This window comes from Streptococcus australis, assembly GCF_040226615.1.
In the GTDB taxonomy this organism is placed as follows: Bacteria; Bacillota; Bacilli; order Lactobacillales; family Streptococcaceae; genus Streptococcus; species Streptococcus australis_E.
The window spans coordinates 174872-194344 of sequence record NZ_JBCOAT010000001.1 but is presented as its reverse complement, the minus strand read 5'-3'; the positions used below and the strand labels follow the sequence as shown (position 1 = coordinate 194344).

The following is a 19473-nucleotide window of genomic DNA, read 5'->3' as shown; positions in this document are numbered from 1 at the left end:
AAAGCTATGGCACAAATGAAAAGACTAGAAACCGTTATCTCCAACTTACGGATGCTGGCAGACAGTCTGGAAGAACTATGTGGTGCAGTCAACCCTACAGATGAAGTATCTGTTAAAAAAACTGAAAAGGTTTCATCACCAACTATCTCCATTGAAGATATCCGCAAAGTTCTGGCTGAAAAATCTCGGGTAGGCAAGACAGAACAGGTACGAGAACTCCTTCAAAAGTATGGAGCAAACAAGCTCTCTGCAGTAGAAGAAAAGCGCTATTCTTCACTTCTTGAAGATGCGAAAGGACTCTGATATGGCAGAAAAACAACACGCTCTATTATCAGCATCCTCCAGCCACCGCTGGCTGACGGTGCCGCCTCTTGCTCGCTTAGAGGAATTCTTTGAACACAAGACTAATCCTGCAGCAGAAGAGGGGACACTGGCCCATGCTCTAGCTGAGTATAAGCTGAAAAGTGCACTTCGGATAGAAGCAGAAGAACCTGAAGGTGAATTGACGCTTGAGATGGAACAAGCCACGGAAGATTATGTTGCCTTCATCATAGATGAGTTTGAACAACTAAAACAAAGTACCAGTGATCCAATTGTTCTCATTGAGCAGAAAGTTGATTTTTCTCTCTATGTTCCAGAAGGATTTGGGACGGCTGACTGCGTCATTGTGGCAGACAACATTCTTCATGTCGTTGACTTTAAGTATGGTAAAGGTGTCCTTGTTGAAGCCGAGAACAACCCGCAGATGAAGCTCTATGCCCTGGGAGCCTTGGAGCTCTATGATGCTCTCTATGATATTGAGGACATCAAGATGACCATTTTTCAGCCACGAAAAGGCAATGTCTCAACGGCCATTTTACAGCGAGAAGATTTGCTAGAGTGGGCTGAGACGGAGCTGAAACCGAAGGCTGAACTGGCCTTTAAAGGAGAAGGGGAGGTCACCTATGGTCCTTGGTGTCAGTTCTCTCCTTGTAATGCTGTTCTTAGGGCACGAATGGACTATCATAAAGAGCTTGAACAATTCCAGTTGGCTTCCCCTCATCTTTTGACGGATGGCGAGATTGAAGAAATTCTTCTTCATGTGGATGACCTGGTCAAATGGGCGACAGAGGTGAAAGACTATGCGACCAAGGTGGCCATTGATACTCATAAATCATGGAATGGGTTTAAGCTCGTTGAAGGCCGCTCTATCCGTCAGTTCACTGATGAAGATGAAGTGGCCAAACTAGCAGAGGCAGAAGGCTTCACCGATATCTATAAACAAAGTCTGGTTTCTCTGACTGAACTCGAGAAACGGATGGGCAAAAAAGAATTTAACCGAGTGTTAAGTCACTTGGTTCGCAAACCTCAGGGCAAGTTAACCCTTGTTCCTGAAAATGATAAACGAAAAGAATATATTCCAGCAGCAGCTGAATTTGGAGGAAACTAATATGTCAAAAGAAACAAAAGTAATCGTCCCTGGCCGTCTGTCCTATGCCAATGTATGGGAACCGCAATCCATTAATGGTTCTGAACCAAAATATTCTGTATCGGTCATTATTCCAAAGAGCGATAAGGCCACCATTCAGAAAATCCAACAAGCTGTAGAGCAAGCGAAACAAGAAGCTATTTCAAAATTTGGCGGGAAAATTCCAGCCAATCTGAAACTGCCACTCCGAGATGGAGATATTGACCGGCCGGATGATGAAGCTTATGCCAATAGCTATTTCATTAACTGTAATTCCAAACAAAAGCCGCAGGTCGTAGACCAGCAGGTGCAGCCGATTCTTGACCAGGCGGAAGTCTATTCAGGCTGTTATGGTCGGGTTTCTGTTACCTTCTATGGTTTTAATTCCAACGGAAATCGTGGGGTTGCAGCTGGTCTTGGAAACATTCAAAAATTGAAAGATGGAGAGCCACTAGGTGGCCGAGTTCGCGCAGAAGATGAATTCGATACCTTGGATGATGACGACTTTCTAGCCTGAGGTGGGTCTCCACCTCTTTACCTATTGGAGGACGGATGAAAACTCTAAGCATTGATATTGAAACTTATTCAGATGTAGACTTAACAAAATGCGGTGTTTACCGCTATGTGGATAGCCCAGCATTTGAGATTTTGCTCTTTGCCTATAAGGAGGACGAAAACGAAACGCAGGTGGTAGACTTGGCTCAGGGGGTGCAGATTCCGGAGGAGATTCTCTTAGCTCTACTCGATGATGCCATTATAAAAACGGCCTTCAATGCCAACTTTGAGAGGGTCTGTCTTTCCAAGTTTCTAGGAGAGCATCTCTCAGCCAGGTCCTGGTCGTGTACGGCAGTGCTTGCAGCAAGTCTGGGCCTACCATTATCCCTTGAAGGAGTGGGACGAGTTCTCAACATAGAAGAACAAAAGATGAAAGAGGGAAGCAGGCTGATTCGCTATTTCTGCCTGCCCTGTAAAGGAACGAAAGTAAATGGTATGCGGGAGCGGAATTTCCCCCATCATGCGCCTGAGGACTGGGAATTATTTAAACGTTACTGCAAGCGAGATGTGGAGGTGGAACAAGCCATTCGAGAGCGCTTAAGAAATTATCCCTTGCTTGAAAGTGAACAGTTTCTCTATCAGCTGGATCAGGAAATCAATGACCGAGGCATAGAAGTAGACTTGCAGTTGGTTGAACAGGCCATTCTTTGTGACCTCTCTTATAAGGAGCAAGTGACGAAGCGTGCCTATGAGATAAGTGGCCTAGAAAATCCTAACTCTGTCTCTCAACTAAAGGGATGGTTAGAAGAACAGGGAGTTTTCATGGACTCGCTAGGAAAGAAAGAGGTGACGAAGCATCTCAAAGAAGCAGAGGGAGAAGTGCTTGAAATGTTAAAGCTGCGTCTCTTGATGTCCAAGACCTCCGTCAAGAAATACCAGGCTATCGAACGCTGTGTTTGTTCAGATGGACGAGTACACGGGCTCTTGCAGTTCTACGGAGCCAATAGAACCGGCCGCTGGGCTGGACGATTGGTCCAAGTGCAGAACCTTCCCCAGAACAAACTCAAGGATTTGTCCCTTGCTAGAACGCTTGTCAAAGAAGGTCAGTTTGAAACCTTGGATACTCTCTATGACAATGTTCCTAGTGTCCTCTCCGAACTCATCCGGACTGCCTTTGTCCCTAAATCAGGTCATCAGTTTATCGTTGCTGACTTTGCAGCGATTGAAGCTCGAGTGTTGGCTTGGCTGTCTGGAGAATCTTGGCGGCTAGATGTTTTTGAACAGGGCGGGGATATCTATTGCGCATCTGCGTCTTCTATGTTTGGAGTACCGGTTGAGAAACACGGTGTTAATAGCCACCTTCGCCAAAAAGGTAAGATTGCGGAGCTGGCTCTTGGCTATGGTGGTTCAGTTGGCGCTTTAACCGCTATGGGAGCACTGGATATGGGACTGGAAGAAGAGGAGTTGCAGCCGCTCGTCAATCAGTGGCGGTCAGCCAATCCACATATTGTCGATTTTTGGTGGGAAATAGATAAGGTCGCAAAGCAGGTATACGAAACAAGAGACCCGAAGAAGATTAAGAATCTCGTCATCAGCTATCAATCTGGCATGCTCTTTATTACGTTGCCTTCAGGTCGTAAATTAGCTTATGTAAAACCTCGCATGGGAATGAACGCATTTGGCAAGCCCGGCTTGACCTATGAAGGGATTGGAGAGAGTAAGAAATGGACAAGGCTTGAGACCTATGGACCAAAGTTAGTGGAAAATATTGTTCAGGGTATCGCCCGAGATTTATTGGCCTATGGCATGGTGCAGCTCGAGCAAAAGGGATTAGCTATTGTTCTTCATGTGCATGATGAAGTGGTGGTCGAAGTGAGAGAAGAGAGTGTGGGAAAAGTCTGCCAGCTACTTGCCACAAAGCCAAACTGGGCCGAAGGTCTGCCTTTACGAGCCGACGGCTATGCCTGTGAATTTTATAAGAAAGATTAAGGAGGAAAGAATGGAACTTACCATTTCATTAGGAAACAAACGAACCGATAAGATTTGGACGCAAACCAGTTATAGCTTGGAGCAGTTTGAAGCCCGCATTTCAACCACTATCCGAACGGCTGAGACCGTTGCAGAGTATAAGAAACTAGCGAAATCAAAACAAGATAATATTAAAGATGTCGGCGGCTTTGTTTTAGGAAAACTTGACAAAGGAAGACGAAAGAAAGATGCCGTACTGTCTCGTTCTGCCCTGACTCTGGATATGGACTTTGCGACACCTGGCATTATGGATGAAGTCGAACTCTTCTTTTCTTTCTTTGCCTATTTCTATTCAACACATAAACATACCAAAGAGCATCCAAGGCTACGTTTGATTATCCCCTTATCTCGGGAAGTAACGGCTGAGGAATACCAGGCTGTTGCCAGAAAAGTGGCTGAAGATATCGGTATGGAGCTATTTGATGATACGACCTATGAACCAAGTCGCATCATGTATTGGCCTTCAACCTCGCAAGATGGGGAGTTTATCTTTAAGAAATTAGAGGGTGACTTCCTCAGTCCGGACACGGTTTTAGCACGCTATCAGAATTGGAAAGATACGACTGAGTGGCCTGTATCCAGCCGGCAGAACAAGCTACTGGAGCGGGCCATTGCCAAACAAGCAGACCCTCTTGGAAAATCTGGCTTGATTGGGGCTTTTAACCGAACCTACACTATTACAGAAGCAATTGAAAAATTTCTAGGAGATGTTTACAAACCTTCCAGCATTCCAGGTCGTTTTGATTATATTCATGCCACAACCAGTGCTGGGGTTGTTCTTTATGATGACAAATTTTCTTATAGCCACCATGCGACCGACCCTTATGGTCACAGGCTTTTATCGGCTTTTGACCTGGTTCGCCTCCATCTCTTTGGTGATCAGGATGATGAGGAAAAGAAAGACTCAGCTAAGCAACCGTCTTATAAGGCTATGCAGGATTATGTCCTAAAAGATGATGCGACCAGGGAGACACTGGCAAAAGAGCGCTTAGCAGATGCGACTTTGGAATTCGCTGATACGGAGAATTGGCAGGCGAGCTTAGAGCTGGATAAGACTGGCCGCGTTAAGGATACCTTATCCAACATTGCGACCATTCTCCATTTTGACCCCAACCTTCAAAATATTGTCTACAACGAATTCAAGAATGTCATTGATGTGATTGGTGAGCTCCCTTGGAGACGGTCACGCCCAGGCTGGAATGATTCGGACTTAGCTAATGCCAAACTCTACTTTGAGCGTGTCTATGGTATTTGGTCACCAACCAAGTTCAAGGATGCTCTTTTAGCTGTGGTGACATCTTACCGGCTCTACCATCCTATTAAGGAATACCTAGAACCTTTGGTTTGGGATGGGGTTGAGCGGATTGATTCGCTTCTTATCGTTTACCTTGGGGCAAAGGACACTGCTTATACACGAGCTGTTATGAGAAAAACTATGGTGGCTGCGATAGCAAGAATTTATGAACCCGGCATTAAATTTGATTCTATCTTGGTATTAAATGGACCGCAAGGAATAGGGAAATCAACCTTTTTTCTTAAGTTAGGTAAAGAATGGTTCTCGGATTCTCTGGCGATTTCAGACATGCGGGATAAGACTGCAGCAGAAAAGCTGCAAGGCTATTGGATTCTTGAGATTTCCGAGATGACTGGAATCCGAAAAACAGATGTGGAGACTGTCAAATCCTTTATATCTCGCCAGGATGATAAGTTCCGTCAAGCCTATGGGGTGAATGTCGAAAGTCACCCACGCACTTGTATTATTGTGGGTTCAACCAATTCAGAAGGTGGCTTCTTGCGAGACGTGACTGGGAACCGTCGCTTTTGGCCGATTCGAGTGTCCGATGCCAGTCAGTTAAAGCCTTGGGAGCTAGTCGATGTAGACCAATTGTGGGCAGAAGCCAAGGTCTATTATGAAGCAGGAGAGGAATTGTTTCTAAAAGGAAAAGCAGAAAATGAAGCGAATAAAGAGCGACAGGAAGCTATGGAATCGGATGACCGAGAAGGCATTGTGGCTGAGTATCTGGATACTTTATTGCCAGATAACTGGTCCAAGATGGACTTATATGAGCGGCGGACTTTCTTGGCTGGGAGTGACTTTGGCAGTCAGACTTTGAAGGGAACGGAGCAACGTGAGCGAGTCTGCATTATGGAAATTTGGTGTGAGTGCTTCGGTAAGGAACGACAGAATATCAAAAAGGCTGATTCCTATGAAATTGAAGGGATTCTAAATAAAATCGGTGGCTGGAATAAGTACACAGGAAACACGACTGGTAAGATGAAGTTTTCCCTGTATGGTACTCAACGTGCTTTTGTCCGGGTGCCGTAAGGCAACTTGGGAAGCTTTAGTTGGTTTCCGTAGGTTTTCGATTTTACCTTTCAGCAACCGAATGGGAAACCTCTCAAAGCCGTTGCCAATAGTGGTTTCTCTAGTACGAGTTTCCTTAGTTTCCTATTTTCTCTAAGAGAGTAGTGTTACTACTAGTAAAATAGGGGTGATGGGCACCCGTACACGCGTAAGGAGTTTGAACCCTTTTGGCAACCCTTATCGGAAACCCTGGGAGAAGAAAGATGCGAGAAAGAGAAATTGAAGAAAAATTGAGAGTAGAAAGTAAAAAGCGGGGTGGCCTTGCCATGAAGTTTATCTCGCCTGGCTTGGTAGGGGTACCTGATCGAATCGTAGCTTTACCTCAAGGAAAGATTGGTTTTGTGGAGTTAAAAGCCCCAGGAGAAAAGCCAAGAAAAATTCAGGTCAGGCGCATGGAGCAGTTAAGAAAGCTAGGTTTTCTAGTTTATGTGTTGGATGATAAAGAAAAGATTGGAGAAATACTGGATGACATACAAGGCACATCCTTATCAAGAGGTGGCGACTCGATTCATTGAGGAGCATGAGACAGCTTGTTTGATTCTTGATATGGGATTGGGAAAGACCGTGATTACCTTAACGGCATTGTGGAATTTGATATTGGATTCATTTGAGGTCAGAAAAGTCTTGGTCATTGCCCCGCTTCGAGTGGCCAGTCATACTTGGAAGAATGAGCTGGATAAGTGGGAACATTTAAAGGGGCTAGATATTTCCATTGCCATTGGCAGTGAATCAGAACGGAGAGCAGCTTTATCACGTGCAGCCTTTATCTATACCATTAACCGAGAAAATGTTGTCTGGTTGATTCAGAATCAACTCTTTGATTTTGATATGGTGGTGATTGATGAACTCTCTAGCTTTAAGTCTTATCAGGCTAAACGCTTCAAGGCTCTTAGGAAAGTTCGATTTAGAATCAAGCGCATGGTTGGGCTGACGGGAACTCCTGGAAACATCATGGACCTATTTTCTGAGATTGGCATTTTAGATGGCGGACAGCGCCTGGGACGCTTCATCACAGCTTTTCGCAATCAGTATTTTGACCCCGACAAACGAAACGGTCAGGTTATCTTTTCTTATAAGCCAAAGGATGGCGTAGAAGAAGACATCTATGACAAGATAGCGGATATGACGATTTCTATGAAGGCAGTGGATTATCTCAATATGCCAGAACGAGTGGACAATGAAGTTCTAGTTGAGATGTCGGAGCCAGAATTTGCAGTTTATAAGGAGTTTAAAACAGAGATGATGGTTTCTCTCAAGGGGCAGGTACTTGATGCCGTAAACAGTGCCAGCCTTTCGAATAAATTACTGCAGATGGCTAATGGCATGGTTTATGATGAGAATCGAAAGGCGGTACTCTTGCATGATCAGAAGTTAGTGGCTCTTGAAGAAATGGTGGAGAGTATGAATGGCCAGCCTTTGTTAGTCGCTTATTGGTTCCAGCATGATTTGAAACGCATCAAGGAACGCTTTCCAGAAGCTAGAGTGATTCAAAGCAATCAGGATATTGAGGAATGGAACAAGGGAAAGATTTCCCTTGGTTTGATTCACCCAGCAAGCAGCGGTCATGGGCTTAATCTTCAAGCCGGCGGCCATACCATTTGTTGGTTTGGCTTAACTTGGTCCTTGGAATTGTACCAACAGCTCAATGCTAGGCTCTGGCGTCAGGGGCAGAAAGAAACGGTGGTTGTTCACCACATCATTACAAAGAGCACAATGGACGAACAAGTCATGAAACGATTGAAAGAAAAGGACATCTCTCAGCAATCCCTGATTGATGCCGTCAAATATGAATTGAGAGAGGAGGAAGCGGATGGATAAAATAGAGAGCCTTTTCTATGAATATAAGAACATGGAAAAGGAACTGAAGCTCTTACGCAGCCAGTTAAATCACTTTGTCGGCATCTCAGAAAATGAGATGCTGGACACCATGGTCTATGGTCGGTCCGATGAACCAAAGGTGCAAACCAGTAAGAATCCCTATCGCAGTGAGGTCATTGCTTTGTCCTACAAGGAAGAAACAGAAAAAGCCAATCGGGAGCTTTATCAATATTTATCAAAGCGCTACTGCCGTTTAGTTCAGGAATTGCATTTCTTTGAAGTGGCTGTCAGTCAGCTTCCGGATGATTTGGCAGAATTTGTGACGGATTTAGTTATTGAGTCAGAAAGCTGGGACAACCTTATGGTCAAGTACCATATCAGCCGGAGTACTATTAGCAGGTGGAAGCAGAAGGCTGTTAAGGAACTCCGTTTGATTTATGCTATCAGAAACCAGCAATTAGAAGATTTTTTACTTAGTTAGAGGAGAACCATATGTGTAAACGAGGCGATATTTATTATGTAGATTTTGGAAATCAGAAAAACAGTCATATTCAGCAGGGAATTCGACCAGCTATCGTCGTCAGCAATAATAAAGCTAATGACCATTCTCATTTGGTTACGGTTGTTCCCCTAACCAAGCAGGTTCAAAAGAAAAAGCACCTGCCTACTCATGTGTATCTACCTAAGAAAGTTTTCAAAGGGCTCAAATGGTCCAGCTTGGTTTTAGCAGAACAGGTTCTTACGGTGGATAAGTTTCAGTTAAAAAATAAGGTCCTGACCATTCGAGAAGAAGCTTGGCTGGTGCGGATTGACCGGGCTTTACGGGTCCAGATAGGAGTTTAAAAAATTTTGAATAATCTTCGCTAATGACTTGATAAATAAAGAGTCGTACGGTAACATACACACAAAAAAAAGAAAAGGGGTAAAAGCCATGAAAAAAATAGTGGGCTTAATTAAGAAATACGGATTTTACCACGTTGGAAGTTGACGACTACGCTTGGTTGGACTAAGGAGGCAGAAACATGTGGCAAGAAGAAATATTTACAAGCCGCAATCGAAAGGTGGTTTACCTAGCAAAGGTAAGCACTGAACCTTTCGAGGATGGAATAGACAACGGACGAATCTTTAAATTGGGAGTGGACGTAGACGGTGAGGAAGTCATTAGTTACGACAGGGGTTGGGAAATGTACCCCGAAGATGAAAGCTTAGAAGAAATTTTGGACCAGATTCTAGATCGTTTTCCAGCTTAAATATAGAGGGCAGAAATATTTGAAGTTTCTGCCCTAAAAATGTCTGAGATACAAGAAATGGTCATTTCAGGCATTTTTTTGTACATTTGAGAGGATAGCAATCCCTGTTCAGTTGTTTTGAGTTATACTAGAAATATCAACAGAAAGAGGTACTACACTTGAAAATCTTAGAAGTTGAAATACTATCTACCTTATTTGTTTCAGGAGTTTATATCTACCATATCAAGGTTCAATTCTTAACACTTTATAATCAACAAACCTACAACATGCAGGGTATGCCAGTGAGAAAGGAAGCCATCTCAGATATGGCAGCATACATAATGGAGAATTATTACAGGCGCATGGTTCGTTGTTCTTTGGATTGTTTTTCATTTGCGTAATAGGTCTACTTAACGTATAATATGATGTAGATGAGATATTCTCATGTCATCACTTTGATGAGACAAGTGACGGTTCTGACTTGTTGGTAAACAAAAAATTAACCGAGTGATGAAATGAGAATTTTTAATTTGAGTGGTCGGCTCATGGTCAATCTGATATTAATCTTGGACATAAGGGCCAAGCGGGTGGCAGACACCAGAATAAACCGACTAAAATAAATGGCTTACAACTTGCTGTAGGCCGTTTTTGTTTAGAATGTGGAAAAAATTTTTGCTAATCACTTGCATACCCCCCTTTCTTATTGTATAATGACTATAGAAAGAGGCGATTCACTGCCTATATCCCAAATGTGAGCGTTAAATGAGGCGATTCACTGCCTATATCCCAAATGTGAGCGTTAAATGAGGCGATTCACTGCCTACATCCCAAATGTGAGCGTTAAATGAGGCGATTCACTGCCTACATCCCAAAGTGAAACTAAGCTAGGAGTTTCCTAGCTTTTTATATATAAATTACACGGAGAAACTCTAGTGAACTTCTTAAACGATTCTATTGCTTTTTATGAAATTGACAATGATTACATTGAATATCTATATCAAGTTGATTCCAATGTATATTACCATCCTTCTTATAGAGCAACGATAAAGCCATACGTAGGTATACTGGTTGATATTGGAAATATCAAGTATTTCATTCCATTAACGTCTGCGAAGGAAAAGCATAAAGAGCAACGAATGCAAAGTCGTGATTATTTAATGATTTACGATTTAGTTGATAAGAACTCCAACGAGAAAAATGCAATTTATCGTGATCATCCAAACTTATTAGATAAAAAATATCACATTCTTGCTGTCTTAGATATTAGAAAAATGATTCCAGTTGTAGAGGGAGCGTATAAGAAAATAGAATTCAAAACTCTTGAATTGAACTACCAATTCCTATTTTACAAGGAGCATGAGTTTTGTAAATCTAAACAAGACAAAATCATCTTGGATGCGTCTAAAATCTACAGTAAAACGATAGCAAAAGGGAGCGCTCTGAGTAAATTTCATTGTGATTATGTTGCACTAGAGAAAGCTTTGCAAAATTATAAATAAGTTAGAAAGACGTTTTGAATCACGTCTTTTTTATTTGTCAAGTAAAAACTGCAAAAATCGAAAAGACGGAACTACCTCGGTACTAGGGTGGAACTAGTGCGGAACTACCCTGGAACTAATACGGTACTAAGTCGGTACTGCTTTGCACGAAATATTGTGATATGATTAAGATGTGAAAGAATATAGAGAGGGGTGAAGGCCATGCCAAGACGACCCGCTCTGCCTTGCAAGCATCCAAACTGTCCAAGGCTAGTGCCTTACGGTTTCAAGTATTGCGAGGAACACAGCGACCTTCATTCACTGGAAATAAAGTCCACGAAGGCAAAAGGGTACGATTCACGATGGAACAAAGCTAGGCTTCGCTTCTTGAAGCTTTATCCATTTTGCGTACGGTGCTTGAAGCGGAATCGCTACAGGCAGGCAACGGTGGTGGACCATATCGTTCCTCACCGAGGAAATCAAAAATTGTTCTGGGATGAGGGAAACTGGCAACCTCTTTGTAAATCCTGTCATGACCATAAAACCGTGACCGAAGACCATACTCCAATTTATGACTATGATTTCTGACGAGGGGTAGGGGGAATAAAATCTCTGTGAGTTGCCTCTCAAAAGACCGTGGCCCCCTTAAACGCGCAGTTTCGCAAAATGCAAAAGGGGTATATTTTTTGAAGAAATAAGTAACTGAGAAACAAGCTGTAACAAGAAATTATGGCTTGTTTTTCTTTCGTTTTATGGTTTAAAAGGTTAGAGATTTCAGTAAAGAAAGGAGGCAAAAATGGACGATTTTCAAAGAAAACAAATTAGAAAACTACGTTCTGAAGGTTTGGGATACCAATCAATTGGAAAGATAGTCGGTTTGTCTAGGGATTCTGTTCGCAATTACTGCAAACGAAACCCAGAACTTTTGGGCTATCGAAATGCCGTCACAAAGATGATAAAAGACCAAGCCAGTGGCCTTCCTTGTTGCCTTCACTGTAAAGAAACCTTTATCCCCAAAGGAACTGGGCGACCTAAGAAGTTTTGTTCGGATGCCTGTCGGAGATACTGGTGGCAGGACCATCCAGAGTTACACCAGAAACAAAATACAGCTTACTATGAATTGACTTGCCAACATTGCGGTAAGTCTTTTTTATCATACGGCAATGCGAACCGGAAGTTTTGCAGCCATGCCTGCTATATTCAATCTCGTTTTTACTAAGGAGGTAGTATGAAAGTTACACAAGATATGAAGTGGGTCACTTTACCCATTGGGACATTAAAACCTGCAGCTTATAACCCACGAAAGAAGTTGAAAAAAGGTGATAAGGAATACGAAAAAATCAAGAAGTCCATTGTGGAGTTTGGCTATGTTGAACCGATTATTGTTAACTACGATGGTACTGTGATTGGCGGTCATCAACGACTGACCGTCTTATCTGACTTAGGCTATAAAGAAGTTCAATGTGTTCAGGTTCGGATTGAGGATGAGAATAAGGTAAAGGCCCTGAATGTTGCTTTAAATAAAATCACAGGCGCGTGGAATGAAGAACTTCTCGCAGACCTGATGGTGGACTTGCAAGATGCGGATTTCAATTTAGACCTAACCGGTTTTGAAGCCCCGGAAATCGATCAGCTATTTTCTAAAGTTCACAACAAGGAAGTGAAAGAAGATGACTTTGATGTAGATGGGGAGCTGACAAAGCCGACTATCTCGAAACAAGGAGATATCTGGCATCTTGGGAAACACCGAGTGATTTGTGGTGATTCTACAAAGCCAGAAACTTATCAGCTTCTCCTGGGAGATAAGAAGGCCAACCTTGTCGTAACTGACCCTCCTTACAATGTTAATGTGGAAGAAACAGCGGGTAAAATCAAAAATGATGATATGTCCGATGCAGATTTCTTTCAGTTCCTTTTTAACATGTTTGTCAACGTAGAACAGTCCATGGAGGATGATGCTTCCATCTATGTTTTCCATGCGGATACAGAAGGGCTGAACTTCAGAAAGGCCTTTAAGGACGCTGGCTTTTATCTGAGCGGTTGTTGCGTTTGGAAAAAGAATGCCCTGGTATTAGGTAGAAGCCCTTACCAGTGGCAACATGAACCTGTGCTCTATGGCTGGAAACAAAAAGGAAAACACCAATGGTTTTCTGATAGAAAGCAGACGACCATTTGGGAATATGACCGTCCAAAATCCAGCAAAGAGCATCCAACTATGAAACCTGTTCAGCTTATGGCTTATCCGATTCAGAATTCTTCCATGCGAGGGACACTTATCCTGGACCCATTTTTAGGCAGTGGCTCTACCTTAATTGCGGCTGATCAGACCGGTCGGGTTTGTTATGGTATTGAATTGGATGAGAAGTTTGTGGATGTTATTGTCAAACGTTATATGGAAGCGACGGAAAAGTCAGATGTGCAGCTAATCCGTGAGGGCAAGACCTTAGCTCTTGAAGAAGCAGTTAGTGAGTATGAGAAGGAAACAAGCGAAGCATAAGAAGGTGACGGAAACAGAAGCCCTCCAATATCTCAAGGGACCGTCTGAAAAAATGGTCGATTTACCACAAAATTCTCCTGAGGTAGAGGAATTGAGGAACGCTATAGAGCGTGCTCGTAAGACTAGACAATTTGGATGTTTGGAACTAGAGTATTTGGACCAAGCGATGAAAGAACTCGAATCAAAATTTCAAAATTAAGCATAATAATTATCTATTATAACTGGATAAATATGCAGATTAGAGGTATTATACCATTGACCAAATTAAATCCCCCAAAGGAGAAACATATGATGCTCTATTCAAGTGCAGAAGCCAACCTCATCTTGGAACAAGCCCACAATCGCTTAGACCTCTTATCCAAAGGATTTATAACCTTGACTCAAGAACGAGAGTTGGGCAGTGTAGAACAGGAAGAAGCTACCCAGGTTCATAACTTACTAACTTCCATTCAAGAAACAGATATGAGTAGAAAAATGGCTGATATGGAATTGTAGCTGATTGTCGAAGATACCAACCGTATCTGGGAAGAAGTGTCTTTCACTTAGAGGAAAGTGAGGGTAACAAACATGAATGCGAAGATTGTAGAATTATTAAAAAAGCGGTATCCTGCTGGAACAAGGGTGCGGCTCTTAAAAATGGAAGACCCGAATCCAGTGCCAATTGGTATGTTGGGAACGGTGGAAGATGTAGATGATATTGGTTCCTTGGTTGTTCAATGGGACAATGGCCGACAACTCCATGTGTTACATGGTATTGATGAAGTAGAGAAAATTGATTCATAAGAAATTAAGCTTTCGGGCTTTTTTCTTGTGGGCTGAAGGAGGTGAGGGCATGGCACAGAAGGGCAGAAAGCCCAAACCAATTAGTTTAAAAATCTTAGAAGGGAATCCTGGCAAGCGTCCATTTCCAATGAATGAAATTCAGCCCAAGAAAAAAGCTCATAGATGCCCTTCCTGGCTTGAAGAAGATGCCAAGAAAGAATGGAAGCGTATGGGCAAAATCCTAGAAGGATTGGGACTTTTAACGGATATGGATATGACAGCTTTTGCGGGTTACTGCCAAGCTTATGCACGCTGGAAGGAAGCAGAAGAGTTTCTTTCAAAACATGGTTCTATTATTAAAACTCCCAATGGCTATCTCCAACAAGTGCCACAAGTTTCTATTTCTCAGACCAATCTTAAAATCATGCTCAAATTCTGTGAACAGTTTGGCTTAACTCCATCTGCCAGAACACGGCTGGCTTCAATGGATACAGAAGTGGGGTCAGGTGATGAAATGGAAGATTTACTAGGAGGGCGCTTATGACGTATCACTATATCCCTTCTCCCTTCATGCTTCCAACTTCTCATTACGATGAGAAGAAGGCAGACCGGGCAGTAACCTTCATTCAGAATCTCTGCCACACCAAAGGGCGCTGGGCGGGACAGAAATTCTTATTATTACCCTGGCAGGAACAAATTGTACGTGACCTTTTTGGTATCGTAAAGGAAGATGGGAATCGACAATTCCTGACGGCCTATGTAGAGATTCCCAAAAAGAATGGGAAGTCTGAACTGGCTGCTGCGATTGCTCTTTATCTCTTATACGCAGACGGGGAAGCCAGTGCCGAAGTGTATGGGGCAGCTTGTGACCGAAATCAAGCCTCTATTGTATTTGATGTGGCCAAACAAATGGTTCTGATGAGCAGAGCTTTAGAAAAACGCTCCAAAGTCATGGGGACGACTAAACGCATCATTAATTATTCCAATGCAGGCTTCTATCAAGTGTTATCGGCTGAAACTGGAACCAAGCATGGACTCAATGTATCAGGTTTAGTCTTTGATGAAATTCATGCCCAGCCCAATCGCCATTTATACGATGTCTTAACCAAAGGGAGTGGTGATGCCAGGGAGCAGCCGCTCTTTTTTATTATCACGACAGCAGGAAACGATAAGAACTCTATTTGTTATGAATTGCATACCAAGGCCTTAGATATACTAAAGGGGCGAAAAAAAGATAGTAGCTTTTACCCTGTTGTCTATGGCCTTTCAGAAGAAGATGATTGGAACGATGAAGAGAACTGGCTAAAGGCTAATCCTTCACTCGGCCATACAATTGGAATTGACCGGGTTCGGGAAGCTTATCTGAATGCCTTAGATAACCCAGCAGAAGAGAATATATTCAAGCAGCTGCGACTCAATATCTGGACCAATTCAGCAGTGACTTGGATTCCGGAACATATCTACGATAAAGGAAGACAGCCGATTGATGTGGAGAATCTAAAAGGCAGAGATTGTTATGCTGGTCTGGATTTATCTTCCACTTCAGATATTACGGCTCTTGTACTGATATTTCCACCTAGACATGAAGGTGAGAACTATCAGGTTCTACCTTTCTTTTGGTTACCTGAAGATACACTAGCTCTCAGGTCCAGAAGAGATCATGTGTTGTATGATGTCTGGGAAAAGCAAGGCTTTCTTCTTACCACAGAAGGGAATGTCGTTCATTACGGTTTTATTGAACGGTTCATTGAAAAACTCTCCACTATCTACCACATCAGAGAAATTGCTTATGACCGCTGGAATGCGACACAGATGGTTCAGAACCTGGAGGGCATGGGCTTAATAATGGTTCCATTTGGTCAGGGCTATAAGGACATGAGTCCACCTTCCAAAGAGTACTATAAACTCATGATGGAAGGTAAAATACAGCATGGAGGTCATCCGGTCCTAAAATGGATGGCCCAAAACGTAGTCATGAGACAGGACCCATCCGGAAATATTAAGCCTGATAAAGAAAAATCTGTCGAAAAGATTGACGGGATTGTCGCAACCATTATGGCTTTAGACAGGTGCATTCGACATCAAAAGAATGACGGTAGTATTTATGATGAGCGAGGAATCTTATCCTTTTAAATTAATTAGATTTTCCACAATTGAAAGAGTGATTGTAAAGCATCTCAAGCGAGGTGCTTTTTTTCATGCCTAGAAAAGGAGATGACTATGGGAATATTGGAACAATTAGGACTAAAACGACAGAGGGGAGAGCCCAAAAATAAGTATGAAGGGAATGACTTTTCGCTACTCTTTGGTCGAACCACGAGTGGGAAAACGGTCAATGAACGGACGGCATTACAAACGACAGCGGTCTATGCCTGCGTAAGGATTCTGTCAGAGACCATTGCATCTTTACCTCTCCATGTTTATCGATACACCGAAGGAGGAAAAGCAAAGGATACGGAACATGTCCTTTACACGCTTTTGCATGATGAGCCGAATCCTGACATGACATCTTTTGTCTTTCGGGAAACCTTGATGAGCCATCTCTTGATCTGGGGAAATGCCTATTCTCAGATTATTCGTGACCGTTCAGGTCAGGTGATTGGACTGTATCCTTTGCTGCCGGATCAGATGAGTGTTCACCGAAGTGAAAAGGGTAAGCTCTTTTATGTTTACAATCGCTATGAGGAAGATAATCCTAATTTTCAGGAAAAGGGAAGCATTGTTTTATCGCAAGAAGAAGTGCTTCATATTCCGGGATTAGGGTTTGATGGTCTGATTGGTTATTCTCCGATTGCTCTGGCGAAGAATGCGGTGGGTATGACGCTTGCTTGTGAAGAATATGGCGCTAGTTTCTTTGGCAACGGTGCTAACCCTGGGGGAGTTCTTGAACACCCGGGGATTTTAAAGGACCCAGGAAAGGTGCGAGATTCCTGGAATGCGGTCTATCAGGGCACTCGGAATGCCCATAAGGTTGCCGTCCTAGAAGAAGGGATGAGCTATAAACAGATTGGGATTCCGCCTGAAGAAGCGCAGTTCTTGGAAACCCGCAAGTTTCAAATCAATGAGATTGCGCGTCTCTTTCGGATTCCACCGCACATGGTAGGAGATTTAGAGAAGTCCAGTTTTTCTAATATCGAGCAACAGTCTCTTGAGTTTGTCAAATATACCTTGGATCCTTGGGTCGTTCGGTTTGAACAGGCCCTTAAGAAAAGTTTGTTGCTGCCGGAAGAGAAGAAGACCCATTTCATTAAATTTAATGTGGATGGCCTGCTTCGTGGAGACTATCAAAGTCGGATGAACGGCTATGCGATTGGTCGACAAAACGGTTGGCTCTCGACAAATGATATCCGGGAGTTAGAAGAACTCAACCCTATCCCACCAGAAGAAGGCGGCGACCTTTATTTGATTAATGGAAATATGACCAAGTTAAAAGATGCAGGAGGATTTATGAAAGATAACCATGAAGGAGAGAGTCATGAATAAATTTTGGAATTTCAGCGAGGATGAAACGGGGCGTGTGCTGCATCTAAATGGTACGATTGCTAGTGAATCCTGGGTGGATGATGATGTGACTCCGCAAATTTTTAAGAATGAACTCATGAGTGGCACCGGGCCATTAACCTTATGGATTAATTCACCGGGTGGAGATGTCTTTGCGGCAGCCCAAATCTACAACATGTTAATGGACTACAAAGATGACGTGACCGTCAATATTGATGGCATTGCAGCTTCGGCAGCCAGTGTCATTGCTATGGCAGGAACCACCGTCAATATGAGTCCGGTAGCTATGATGATGATTCACAATCCGATGACGGTCGCAATTGGGGACTCCAAAGAAATGGAGAAGGCCATTGCGATGTTATCGGAAGTAAAAGAGTCCATTCTCAATGCCTACGAAATCAAAACTAGCTTATCCCGGGTACAGTTGTCCCACTTGATGGATGCTGAGTCTTGGTTTAATGCTAAGAAGGCTCTTGAACTTGGGTTTGCGGATTCTATTTTGTATGAGCCTGCACCTCATGAAGATGGGACGGTTCAAAGTATGATGTTTAGTCGAGCAGCGGTGACCAACCAGCTGCTTTTAAAATTGGCTGATAAAAAACCTCAGCTCAAAACACCAGTTTCTCAGTTAGAGAAACGGTTGTCACTCTTGAAATAAGAAAGGAATAACCATGAGTAAAATTTTACAATTGCGAGAAAAACGAGCGCAGGTATGGGAGAAAGCAAAAAGCTTTCTGGATACCTGTCGGGATGATAGGGGGCTGGTTTCTGTAGAAGATACGGCCCGTTATGAAGAAATGGAAGATGAGGTTGTTCGCCTTGGTAAAGAGATTGAACGCTTGGAGCGGCAGGAAGCACTGGACAAGGAATTAGCCAGTCCGGTTAGTCAAGCCATTGTCGCCAATCCAACTGTAGGCGGAGGAAATCCAAAAGGCGGACGTTCCTCTAAAGCCTATAACACAGCTTTTTGGAACAATATCCGCAAGAAAAACTTCTATGATATCGAAAATATCCTCAGTATTGGAGACGACTCACGTGGCGGTTACTTGGTTCCAGATGAATATGAGAAACGCCTGATTCAGGCTCTTCAAGAAGAAAACTTCATGCGGAGTCTTGCAACGGTCATTCAGACTTCAAGCGGGGAGCGGAAGATTCCAGTTGTGTCAGGGAACGGTGAAGCCACTTGGATGGATGAGAACTCTAAGTTCAAGGAGTCAGAAGATACTTTTAGTCAAGTAACGCTTGGTTCCCATAAGGTTGGAACAGCCATTAAGATTTCTGATGAATTGCTCTATGATTCCGTCTTTGATTTGGAAAGCTATATGGCTAATGAATTTGCTCGTCGTATTGGTGTGAAGGAAGAAGAAGCTTTTCTGATTGGTGATGGAACAGGTAAGCCAACTGGAATTTTTCAAACAGTCACTGAAGGGGCGACTAGTGGTGGTGCGACGATTACCTTTGACGATGTCATGGATTTGTATCACTCGCTTAAATCACCTTATCGGAAAAATGCAGTATGGATTTTGAACGATTCGACTGTCAAAGCCTTACGGAAACTCAAGGACAATAATGGCAACTATATCTGGCAGCCATCTGTTCAAGCTGGTGTACCAGATATGATTCTGAATCGTCCTTATTTCACCTCTAGCTTTGTACCGACGATTGATACAGGTAAGAAAGTTTTGGCTTTCGGTGACTTTTCTTACTACTGGATTGCGGACCGTCAAGGACGTTCCTTTAAGCGTCTGAATGAGCTCTATGCAGAAAGTGGTCAAGTTGGCTTCCTTGCTAGTCAGCGTGTGGATGGTAAGTTAATTCTGAATGAAGCGGTTAAAGTTTTGACCATGAAATGA

The 19473-nt window shown here is 43.0% G+C and carries 23 protein-coding genes; all 23 read left to right on the top strand.

The window, feature by feature from the left end; all coding sequences use genetic code 11:
* Positions 1-6 precede the first annotated feature (6 nt).
* On the top strand, positions 7-303 hold the full coding sequence (locus ABT997_RS01010) for an rRNA biogenesis protein rrp5 (RefSeq protein WP_200771909.1): 297 nt from the start codon (positions 7-9) through the stop codon (positions 301-303).
* Positions 287-1429: a DUF2800 domain-containing protein gene (locus ABT997_RS01005; protein WP_200771908.1), complete on the top strand. Its 1143-nt coding sequence runs from the start codon at positions 287-289 to the stop codon at positions 1427-1429. Before ABT997_RS01010 ends, ABT997_RS01005 begins: the two co-directional genes overlap by 17 nt.
* Position 1430: 1 nt before the next feature.
* A complete protein-coding gene (locus tag ABT997_RS01000) occupies positions 1431-1964 on the top strand; it encodes a DUF2815 family protein (RefSeq protein ID WP_200771907.1) in 534 nt (177 codons plus the stop codon).
* A gap of 35 nt (positions 1965-1999) precedes the next feature.
* Positions 2000-3931 (top strand): DNA polymerase, encoded by a 1932-nt coding sequence (locus ABT997_RS00995; RefSeq protein WP_288598727.1) that lies wholly within the window; start codon positions 2000-2002, stop codon positions 3929-3931.
* A 10-nt stretch (positions 3932-3941) separates the two neighbouring features.
* On the top strand, positions 3942-6296 hold the full coding sequence (locus tag ABT997_RS00990; RefSeq protein WP_200771905.1) for a virulence-associated E family protein: 2355 nt from the start codon (positions 3942-3944) through the stop codon (positions 6294-6296).
* 242 nt (positions 6297-6538) lie between these two features.
* Positions 6539-6850, top strand: coding sequence for a VRR-NUC domain-containing protein (locus ABT997_RS00985; RefSeq protein ID WP_200771904.1), 312 nt, complete (start codon positions 6539-6541; stop codon positions 6848-6850).
* Complete coding sequence (locus tag ABT997_RS00980) at positions 6801-8153, top strand: DEAD/DEAH box helicase (RefSeq protein WP_200771903.1); 1353 nt, start codon at positions 6801-6803, stop codon at positions 8151-8153. The genes ABT997_RS00985 and ABT997_RS00980 overlap by 50 nt, the downstream gene beginning before the upstream one ends.
* Positions 8146-8634: a hypothetical protein gene (locus tag ABT997_RS00975; protein ID WP_288598725.1), complete on the top strand. Its 489-nt coding sequence runs from the start codon at positions 8146-8148 to the stop codon at positions 8632-8634. Before ABT997_RS00980 ends, ABT997_RS00975 begins: the two co-directional genes overlap by 8 nt.
* A gap of 11 nt (positions 8635-8645) precedes the next feature.
* Positions 8646-8996: a type II toxin-antitoxin system PemK/MazF family toxin gene (locus tag ABT997_RS00970; RefSeq protein WP_200771901.1), complete on the top strand. Its 351-nt coding sequence runs from the start codon at positions 8646-8648 to the stop codon at positions 8994-8996.
* A gap of 179 nt (positions 8997-9175) precedes the next feature.
* Positions 9176-9403, top strand: a complete 228-nt coding sequence (locus ABT997_RS00965; protein ID WP_200771900.1) for a DUF7678 domain-containing protein — start codon at positions 9176-9178, stop codon at positions 9401-9403.
* 158 nt (positions 9404-9561) lie between these two features.
* The gene (locus ABT997_RS00960) at positions 9562-9783 is read left to right on the top strand and encodes a hypothetical protein (protein WP_200771899.1); all 222 of its coding nucleotides are present in this window, start codon (positions 9562-9564) and stop codon (positions 9781-9783) included.
* A gap of 531 nt (positions 9784-10314) precedes the next feature.
* Positions 10315-10881 (top strand): type III toxin-antitoxin system ToxN/AbiQ family toxin, encoded by a 567-nt coding sequence (locus tag ABT997_RS00955; protein ID WP_200771898.1) that lies wholly within the window; start codon positions 10315-10317, stop codon positions 10879-10881.
* Between the two features lie 201 nt (positions 10882-11082).
* Entirely contained in the window at positions 11083-11448 is a 366-nt protein-coding gene (locus ABT997_RS00950; protein WP_200771897.1) for an HNH endonuclease signature motif containing protein, read from the top strand.
* Between the two features lie 208 nt (positions 11449-11656).
* Complete coding sequence (locus ABT997_RS00945) at positions 11657-12079, top strand: helix-turn-helix domain-containing protein (RefSeq protein ID WP_037596717.1); 423 nt, start codon at positions 11657-11659, stop codon at positions 12077-12079.
* Between the two features lie 9 nt (positions 12080-12088).
* A complete protein-coding gene (locus ABT997_RS00940; RefSeq protein WP_200771896.1) occupies positions 12089-13357 on the top strand; it encodes a site-specific DNA-methyltransferase in 1269 nt (422 codons plus the stop codon).
* Positions 13332-13556 carry an XRE family transcriptional regulator gene (locus ABT997_RS00935; protein ID WP_200771895.1) on the top strand — a complete coding sequence of 75 codons (225 nt, stop codon included), beginning with the start codon at positions 13332-13334 and terminating at the stop codon, positions 13554-13556. The genes ABT997_RS00940 and ABT997_RS00935 overlap by 26 nt, the downstream gene beginning before the upstream one ends.
* Before the next feature lie 89 nt (positions 13557-13645).
* Positions 13646-13852: a hypothetical protein gene (locus ABT997_RS00930; protein ID WP_234700060.1), complete on the top strand. Its 207-nt coding sequence runs from the start codon at positions 13646-13648 to the stop codon at positions 13850-13852.
* Positions 13853-13924: 72 nt separating this feature from the next.
* Positions 13925-14140 carry a DUF4314 domain-containing protein gene (locus ABT997_RS00925; protein WP_000992184.1) on the top strand — a complete coding sequence of 72 codons (216 nt, stop codon included), beginning with the start codon at positions 13925-13927 and terminating at the stop codon, positions 14138-14140.
* Between the two features lie 49 nt (positions 14141-14189).
* Entirely contained in the window at positions 14190-14663 is a 474-nt protein-coding gene (locus ABT997_RS00920) for a phage terminase small subunit P27 family (protein ID WP_350018539.1), read from the top strand.
* Positions 14660-16252 carry a terminase large subunit gene (locus ABT997_RS00915; RefSeq protein WP_200771892.1) on the top strand — a complete coding sequence of 531 codons (1593 nt, stop codon included), beginning with the start codon at positions 14660-14662 and terminating at the stop codon, positions 16250-16252. Before ABT997_RS00920 ends, ABT997_RS00915 begins: the two co-directional genes overlap by 4 nt.
* An 87-nt stretch (positions 16253-16339) precedes the next feature.
* A complete protein-coding gene (locus ABT997_RS00910; protein WP_200771891.1) occupies positions 16340-17602 on the top strand; it encodes a phage portal protein in 1263 nt (420 codons plus the stop codon).
* Positions 17595-18278, top strand: coding sequence for a head maturation protease, ClpP-related (locus ABT997_RS00905; protein WP_200771890.1), 684 nt, complete (start codon positions 17595-17597; stop codon positions 18276-18278). Before ABT997_RS00910 ends, ABT997_RS00905 begins: the two co-directional genes overlap by 8 nt.
* Before the next feature lie 13 nt (positions 18279-18291).
* Entirely contained in the window at positions 18292-19473 is a 1182-nt protein-coding gene (locus tag ABT997_RS00900) for a phage major capsid protein (RefSeq protein ID WP_200771889.1), read from the top strand.

What these genes read in the sequence shown, in the direction of transcription:
- ABT997_RS00905 (WP_200771890.1), top strand. Translation starts at nt 17,595, where the DNA reads ATGAATAAATTTTGGAATTTCAGCGAGGATGAAACGGGGCGTGTGCTG.
- ABT997_RS00935 (WP_200771895.1), top strand. Translation starts at nt 13,332, where the DNA reads ATGAGAAGGAAACAAGCGAAGCATAAGAAGGTGACGGAAACAGAAGCC.
- ABT997_RS00925 (WP_000992184.1), top strand. Translation starts at nt 13,925, where the DNA reads ATGAATGCGAAGATTGTAGAATTATTAAAAAAGCGGTATCCTGCTGGA.
- ABT997_RS00910 (WP_200771891.1), top strand. Translation starts at nt 16,340, where the DNA reads ATGGGAATATTGGAACAATTAGGACTAAAACGACAGAGGGGAGAGCCC.
- ABT997_RS00965 (WP_200771900.1), top strand. Translation starts at nt 9,176, where the DNA reads ATGTGGCAAGAAGAAATATTTACAAGCCGCAATCGAAAGGTGGTTTAC.
- ABT997_RS01005 (WP_200771908.1), top strand. Translation starts at nt 287, where the DNA reads ATGCGAAAGGACTCTGATATGGCAGAAAAACAACACGCTCTATTATCA.
- ABT997_RS00920 (WP_350018539.1), top strand. Translation starts at nt 14,190, where the DNA reads ATGGCACAGAAGGGCAGAAAGCCCAAACCAATTAGTTTAAAAATCTTA.
- ABT997_RS00945 (WP_037596717.1), top strand. Translation starts at nt 11,657, where the DNA reads ATGGACGATTTTCAAAGAAAACAAATTAGAAAACTACGTTCTGAAGGT.
- ABT997_RS00915 (WP_200771892.1), top strand. Translation starts at nt 14,660, where the DNA reads ATGACGTATCACTATATCCCTTCTCCCTTCATGCTTCCAACTTCTCAT.
- ABT997_RS00975 (WP_288598725.1), top strand. Translation starts at nt 8,146, where the DNA reads ATGGATAAAATAGAGAGCCTTTTCTATGAATATAAGAACATGGAAAAG.
- ABT997_RS00930 (WP_234700060.1), top strand. Translation starts at nt 13,646, where the DNA reads ATGATGCTCTATTCAAGTGCAGAAGCCAACCTCATCTTGGAACAAGCC.
- ABT997_RS00940 (WP_200771896.1), top strand. Translation starts at nt 12,089, where the DNA reads ATGAAAGTTACACAAGATATGAAGTGGGTCACTTTACCCATTGGGACA.
- ABT997_RS00990 (WP_200771905.1), top strand. Translation starts at nt 3,942, where the DNA reads ATGGAACTTACCATTTCATTAGGAAACAAACGAACCGATAAGATTTGG.
- ABT997_RS00985 (WP_200771904.1), top strand. Translation starts at nt 6,539, where the DNA reads ATGCGAGAAAGAGAAATTGAAGAAAAATTGAGAGTAGAAAGTAAAAAG.
- ABT997_RS00995 (WP_288598727.1), top strand. Translation starts at nt 2,000, where the DNA reads ATGAAAACTCTAAGCATTGATATTGAAACTTATTCAGATGTAGACTTA.
- ABT997_RS00970 (WP_200771901.1), top strand. Translation starts at nt 8,646, where the DNA reads ATGTGTAAACGAGGCGATATTTATTATGTAGATTTTGGAAATCAGAAA.
- ABT997_RS00980 (WP_200771903.1), top strand. Translation starts at nt 6,801, where the DNA reads ATGACATACAAGGCACATCCTTATCAAGAGGTGGCGACTCGATTCATT.
- ABT997_RS00900 (WP_200771889.1), top strand. Translation starts at nt 18,292, where the DNA reads ATGAGTAAAATTTTACAATTGCGAGAAAAACGAGCGCAGGTATGGGAG.
- ABT997_RS01000 (WP_200771907.1), top strand. Translation starts at nt 1,431, where the DNA reads ATGTCAAAAGAAACAAAAGTAATCGTCCCTGGCCGTCTGTCCTATGCC.
- ABT997_RS00950 (WP_200771897.1), top strand. Translation starts at nt 11,083, where the DNA reads ATGCCAAGACGACCCGCTCTGCCTTGCAAGCATCCAAACTGTCCAAGG.
- ABT997_RS01010 (WP_200771909.1), top strand. Translation starts at nt 7, where the DNA reads ATGGCACAAATGAAAAGACTAGAAACCGTTATCTCCAACTTACGGATG.